The 6,272-nt window shown below is 69.2% G+C and carries 4 protein-coding genes and 1 pseudogene; all 5 read left to right on the forward strand.

What is annotated here, in order from left to right:
- Positions 1-949, forward strand: a 949-nt coding sequence (locus AC5RUJ_RS09290; protein WP_494155786.1) for a dihydroorotase, incomplete at its 5' end; no start/stop codon positions are given.
- 1 nt (position 950) lies between these two features.
- Positions 951-1,451: a PH-like domain-containing protein gene (locus AC5RUJ_RS09295; RefSeq protein WP_494073874.1), complete on the forward strand. Its 501-nt coding sequence runs from the start codon at positions 951-953 to the stop codon at positions 1,449-1,451.
- An 8-nt stretch (positions 1,452-1,459) separates the two neighbouring features.
- Positions 1,460-2,665, forward strand: a complete 1,206-nt coding sequence (carA, locus tag AC5RUJ_RS09300; protein ID WP_494073875.1) for a glutamine-hydrolyzing carbamoyl-phosphate synthase small subunit — start codon at positions 1,460-1,462, stop codon at positions 2,663-2,665.
- A complete protein-coding gene (carB, locus tag AC5RUJ_RS09305; protein WP_494073876.1) occupies positions 2,665-5,964 on the forward strand; it encodes a carbamoyl-phosphate synthase large subunit in 3,300 nt (1,099 codons plus the stop codon). The genes carA and carB overlap by 1 nt, the downstream gene beginning before the upstream one ends.
- Positions 5,957-6,272 (forward strand): annotated as a pseudogene (locus AC5RUJ_RS09310) (orotidine-5'-phosphate decarboxylase); the annotation flags it as partial. The gene carB and the pseudogene AC5RUJ_RS09310, both read left to right, overlap by 8 nt.

Here is a 6,272-nt window from a genome sequence, read left to right on the forward strand (position 1 = left end):
GACCGTGGGCCTGGCCGGCGAACGGCTCGCCGAACTCGGCGCGATGGCCGACTCCCGGGCCCGGGTCCGGGTCTTTTCCGACGACGGGATCTGCGTGTCGGACCCGGTGCTGATGCGCCGCGCGCTGGAGTACGTCAAGGCGTTCGACGGCGTGATCGCCCAGCACGCCCAGGAGCCGCGGCTGACCGACGGGGCGCAGATGAACGAGGGAACCGTTTCGGCGGTGCTGGGCATGACCGGTTGGCCGGCCGTCGCGGAGGAGAGCATCATCGCCCGCGACGTGCTGCTGGCCCAGCACGTGGACTCCCGCCTGCACGTCTGCCACGTCTCCACGGCCGGATCGGTGGAGCTCATCCGCTGGGCCAAGGCCCGGGGGATCAAGGTCACGGCCGAGGTCACGCCGCACCACCTGTGGCTGACCGACGAACTGGTCCGCAGCTACGACCCGGTCTACAAGGTCAACCCGCCGCTGCGCACCGACGAGGACGTGCAGGCCCTGCGCGCCGGCCTGGCCGACGGCACCATCGACGTCATCGGCACCGACCACGCGCCGCACCCCTCCGAGGCGAAGGAGTGCGAGTGGGCGCAGGCAGCCATGGGCATGACCGGGCTGGAAACCGCGCTGTCCGTCGTGCAGCACACCATGATCGAATCCGGCCTGATCGGTTGGGCCGACTTCGCCCGGATCACCTCCGCCATGCCGGCCCGGATCGGCCGGCTGTCCGGCCAGGGCCAGCCGCTGGCCGCCGGATCGGCCGCCAACATCACCCTCGTGGACCCCGCGGCCCGCTGGACGGTGGACCCCTCGGTCATGGCCACCAAGGGCAGGAACTCGCCGTTCGCCGGCCGGGAGCTGCCCGGCCGCGTGGTCGCCACGTTCCTCAACGGACACCCCACGGTGCTGGACGGCGCCCTGAACACCCCGGCACGCCCGGCAGGGGAGGCCTGAGATGAACCAGATGCAAGCGGGCCTGGTGATGCTCGCCGTCGCCGTCGTGCTCATGGTGCTGCTGGGCGTCGGCTGGCGCAACCGGGTCAAACGGCAGCGGGACATCGCGCCGCTGCCGCAGGTCCCGGCGGACACAGCCAACCCGACCGGCTACTACGAAGGCATGTACGTGGTCACGACGACGGCGGGGGACTGGCTGGACCGCGTCGCCGTCCACGGCCTCGGCATCCGGACCAAGGCGGCGCTGCGGACCTATCCGCACGGCGTGCTGATCGAGTGGCCCGGCTCCACGGACCTCTACATTCCGGCCGGAAGCATCTCCGACGTCCGCACCGAGAGCGGCATGGTGGGCAAGTTCGTGGAGTCCGAGGGCCTGGCCGTGATCACGTGGAAGCTGGGGGAGCGCGAGGTCGACACGGCCTTCCGCACCCGGCAGGCCGCCGACAAACAACCGCTGCTGGCGCAGCTGCAGACATACCTACCCGCCGTACAGGAAGACTAGGACCTATCGTGAGCGCAGAAACAACTTTCCTCTCCGCACCGGCGCTGCTGGTACTCGAAGACGGCCGGACCTTCCGCGGCCGCAGCTACGGCGCGCAGGGCACCGCGCTGGGCGAGGCGGTCTTTTCCACCGGCATGACCGGCTACCAGGAGACCATCACCGACCCGTCCTACGCCCGCCAGCTGGTGGTGCAGACCGCACCCCACATCGGCAACACCGGCGTGAACGACGACGACGCGGAATCCCGCAAGATCTGGGTAGCCGGCTACGTGGTCCGCGACCCCGCCCGCCGGCCCTCCAACTGGCGCTCCGAGCGCAGCCTGGACGACGAACTGGTCAACCAGGGCATCGTGGGCATCCAGGGAGTGGACACCCGCGCCCTGACCCGCCACCTGCGCGAACGCGGCGCCATGAAGGCCGGCATTTTCTCCGGCGACGCGGCCGCCCGCCCCGCCGCGGAGCTGCTGGCCGAGGTCACCGCGCAGCCGGCAATGGAAGGCGCCCGGCTCGCCGAAGAGGTCAGCGTCACCGAGGCCTACACCGTAGACCCGGCCGACCACGGCTGGGACGGGGAGCCGCGGTTCACCGTCGCCGCCCTCGACCTGGGCATCAAGGCCATGACCCCCGTCCGGTTCGCCGAGCGCGGGATCCGGGTGCACGTGCTGCCCGCCACCGCCAGCTTCGACGACATCCAGGCCCTCGCGCCCGACGGCATGTTCATGTCCAACGGGCCCGGCGACCCCGCCACGGCCGACCGCCAGGTGCTGCTGCTGCGCAAGGTGCTCGACGCCGGCCTGCCGTTCTTCGGCATCTGCTTCGGCAACCAGATCCTGGGCCGCGCCCTGGGCTTCGGCACCTACAAGCTGCGCTACGGCCACCGCGGCATCAACGTGCCGGTCATGGACCGGCGCACCGGAAAGGTCGAAATCACCTCGCAGAACCATGGCTTCGCCGTCGACGCCCCGCTGGACGGGCCCACCCTGGCCCCGGAGGAGCGCTTCGGCCGGGTCGAAGTCAGCCACGTCTGCCTCAACGACGACGTCGTCGAGGGCCTGAACTGCCTGGACATCCCCGCCTTCTCCGTCCAGTACCACCCGGAGGCGGCTGCCGGGCCGCACGATGCGGCGCCCCTGTTCGACCGCTTCACCGACCTGATGAACTCCCGCCGAAACCAGACCGGGACCGCTTCCGAGACCACGAAGGAAAGCAAGTAATGCCCAAGAGAGAAGATCTGAAGTCCGTCCTGGTCATCGGTTCCGGTCCCATCGTGATCGGACAGGCCGCCGAGTTCGACTATTCCGGCACGCAGGCGCTGCGGGTGCTGAAGGAGGAGGGCCTGCGGGTCATCCTGGTCAACTCCAATCCCGCCACGATCATGACGGACCCCGAGTTCGCCGACGCCACCTACGTGGAGCCGATCACCCCGGAGGTGGTCGAAAAGATCATCGCCAAGGAGCGCCCGGACGCCGTGCTGCCCACGCTGGGCGGCCAGACCGCCCTGAACACCGCGATAGCGCTGGACAAGAACGGCGTGCTTGACAAGTACAACGTGGAGCTGATCGGCGCCAACATCGCCGCCATCGAACTCGGCGAAGACCGGGAGAAGTTCAAGGGCGTGGTGGAGCGCTGCGGCGCGGAGTCCGCCAAGTCCGTGATCGTGCACTCGATGGACGAGGCCTTCGCCGCGGCGGAGGAACTGGGCTACCCGATGGTGGTGCGCCCGTCCTTCACCATGGGCGGCCTCGGCTCCGGGATGGCCTACAACGCGGACGACCTGCGCCGGATCGCCGGGGCCGGCATCCAGTACAGTCCCACCAGCGAGGTGCTGCTCGAAGAGAGCATCCTGGGCTGGAAGGAATACGAGCTCGAGATGATGCGCGACAAGAACGACAACGTCGTCGTCGTGTGCTCGATCGAGAACTTCGATCCGGTGGGCGTGCATACCGGCGACTCCATTACGGTCGCCCCCGCCATGACGCTGACCGACCGCGAGTTCCAGAAGCTGCGCGACATCTCCATCGCGGTGATCCGCGAAGTCGGCGTCGACACCGGCGGCTGCAACATCCAGTTCGCCATCGAACCGGACACCGGCCGCGTCGTCGTGATCGAGATGAACCCGCGCGTCTCCCGGTCCTCCGCGCTGGCCTCCAAGGCCACCGGTTTCGCGATCGCCAAGATCGCCACCAAGCTGTCGCTCGGGTACACGCTGGACGAGATCCCCAACGACATCACCCAGCAGACCCCGGCCGCCTTCGAACCGACGCTGGACTACGTCGTCGTCAAGGTTCCGCGTTTCGCGTTCGAGAAGTTCCCGGCCGCCGACCCGACGCTGACCACCACCATGAAGTCCGTCGGCGAGGCGATGGCCATCGGCCGCAACTTCACCGAGGCGCTGCAGAAGGCGCTGCGGTCGCTGGAGCAGAAGGGGTCGCAGCTCGAGTTCGACCCGGTCAACGACTATGACGTGCCCGAACTGCTGGCCAAGTCCAGGGTCGGGTCCACCGAGCGGCTCTCGATGGTGCAGCGCGCGCTGCTCGGCGGTGCCACCGTCGAGCAGGTCTTTGAAGCCACGGCGATCGACCCGTGGTTCCTGGACCAGCTGCAGCTGATCAACGAGGTGGCCACCGAAATCCGCCGCGCGCCGGCGCTGACCGAGGACATCCTGCGGCTGGCCAAGCGGCACGGCTTCTCCGATGAGCAGATCGGCAAGCTCAGCCACACCAGCGAGGCAGTGGTCCGCGGGGTCCGTCACGCGCTGGGCATCCGTCCGGTGTTCAAGACGGTGGACACCTGCGCCGCCGAATTCGCCGCCTACACCCCGTACCACTACTCGTCCTACGACGAGGAGGACGAGGTCGAGCTGCACGCGAAGCCGTCGGTGATCATCCTCGGTTCCGGCCCCAACCGGATCGGCCAGGGCATCGAGTTCGACTACTCCTGCGTCCATGCCACCATGGCGCTGCGCAAGGCCGGGCACGAGACGGTCATGATCAACTGCAACCCGGAGACCGTCTCCACCGACTACGACATCTCCAACCGCCTGTACTTCGAGCCGCTCACGCTCGAGGACGTGCTGGAGGTCATCGCGGCGGAGGAGCGCACCGGCGGCGTGCTCGGCGTGTTCGTGCAGCTGGGCGGCCAGACCCCGCTGAAGCTGGCGCAGGCGCTGGCGGACGCCGGCATCCCGATCCTGGGCACCTCGCCGGAGGCCATCGACCTGGCCGAGCACCGCGGCGCCTTCCAGCGGGTGCTGGATTCGGCCGGGCTGGTAGCACCGAAGAACGGCACGGCGGTTTCCTTCGAGGAAGCGAAGAAGATCGCCGACGAGATCGGCTACCCCGTGCTGGTCCGCCCGTCGTACGTGCTGGGCGGGCGCGGCATGGAGATCGTCTACGACGAGGCCAACCTGTCGCGCTACATCGCCAACGCCACCGAGATCACGCCGGACCATCCGGTGCTGGTGGACCGCTTCCTGGAAGACGCCATCGAGATCGACGTCGACGCCCTCTACGACGGCAAGGACCTCTACGTCGGCGGCATCATGGAACACATCGAGGAGGCCGGGATCCACTCCGGCGACTCCGCCTGCGTACTGCCGCCGATCACCCTGGGCGCCGACGTGCTGGACCGGGTGCGCAAGGCCACCGCCGCCATCGCCGAGGGCGTGGGGGTGCGCGGCCTGATCAACATCCAGTTCGCGCTGGCCGCCGACGTGCTCTACGTGATCGAGGCCAACCCGCGCGCTTCCCGCACCGTCCCGTTCGTGTCCAAGGCCACCGGCGTGCAGTTGGCCAAGGCCGCGGCGCTGATCGGCACCGGCGTGGACATCGACATGCTGCGCAGCGTCTACAAGGTGCTGCCCGAGACCGGCGACGGTTCCCGGCTGCCGCTGGAGGCACCGGTGGCGGTGAAGGAAGCGGTGCTCCCGTTCAGCCGCTTCCGCACGCCGGAGGGCACCGTGGTCGACTCGCTGCTGGGGCCGGAAATGCGCTCCACCGGCGAGGTGATGGGCATCGACAAGTACTTCGACACGGCGTTCGCCAAGAGCCAGGCCGCGGCCGGCAGCGCCCTGCCCACGTCCGGCAAGGTGTTCGTCTCGGTGGCCAACCGCGACAAGCGCTCCATCATCATGCCGGTGAAGCTGCTGGTGGACCTGGGCTTCGAAATCCTCTCCACCGGCGGCACGGCGGAGGTGCTGCGCCGCAACGGCATCCAGTCCACCACGGTGCGGAAGGTCGCCGAGGGACGGTCCGACGACGGCGAGGGCACCATCGTCGACCTGATCACCGAAGGCCAGATCGGACTCGTGCTCAACACCCCCTCGGGCGGCCAGGCCCGCGGCGACGGCTACGAGATCCGCGCGGCGGCGACGTCGGTGGGCACGCCGATCATCACCACTGTGTCCGAGTTCGGCGCCGCCATCCAGGCCATCGAAGCGATGCGCCAGTACGAGTGGGACGTCACCAGCCTGCAGGAGCACGCGGAGAACCTGAAGGCCGCCTTCCATGCCTGAGCCGCACGCCCGGCCGCAGCGCGCCACCTTCGGGCAGCGGCTGCGGGCGGCGATGGAGGCCCGCGGGCCGCTGTGCGTGGGGATCGACCCGCATCCGTCGCTGCTCTCCGCCTGGGGACTGAACGACGACGCCGGAGGGCTGGAACGCTTTTCCCTCACCGTGTTGGACGCGGTGGGGGAGCAGGCCGCCGCCCTCAAGCCCCAGGTGGCCCTGTATGAACGGCACGGTTCCGCCGGCCTGGCGGTGCTGGAGAAGCTGCTGGCGGCCGCGGCCCAGACCCGTGCCCTGACCATCGCCGACGCCAAGC

Source organism: Arthrobacter sp. Y3223164 (assembly GCF_059091005.1).

Bases quoted from the DNA above. Each gene is read 5' to 3' on its own strand.
- carB (WP_494073876.1), top strand. From the start codon at position 2,665: ATGCCCAAGAGAGAAGATCTGAAGTCCGTCCTGGTCATCGGTTCCGGT.
- AC5RUJ_RS09295 (WP_494073874.1), top strand. From the start codon at position 951: ATGAACCAGATGCAAGCGGGCCTGGTGATGCTCGCCGTCGCCGTCGTG.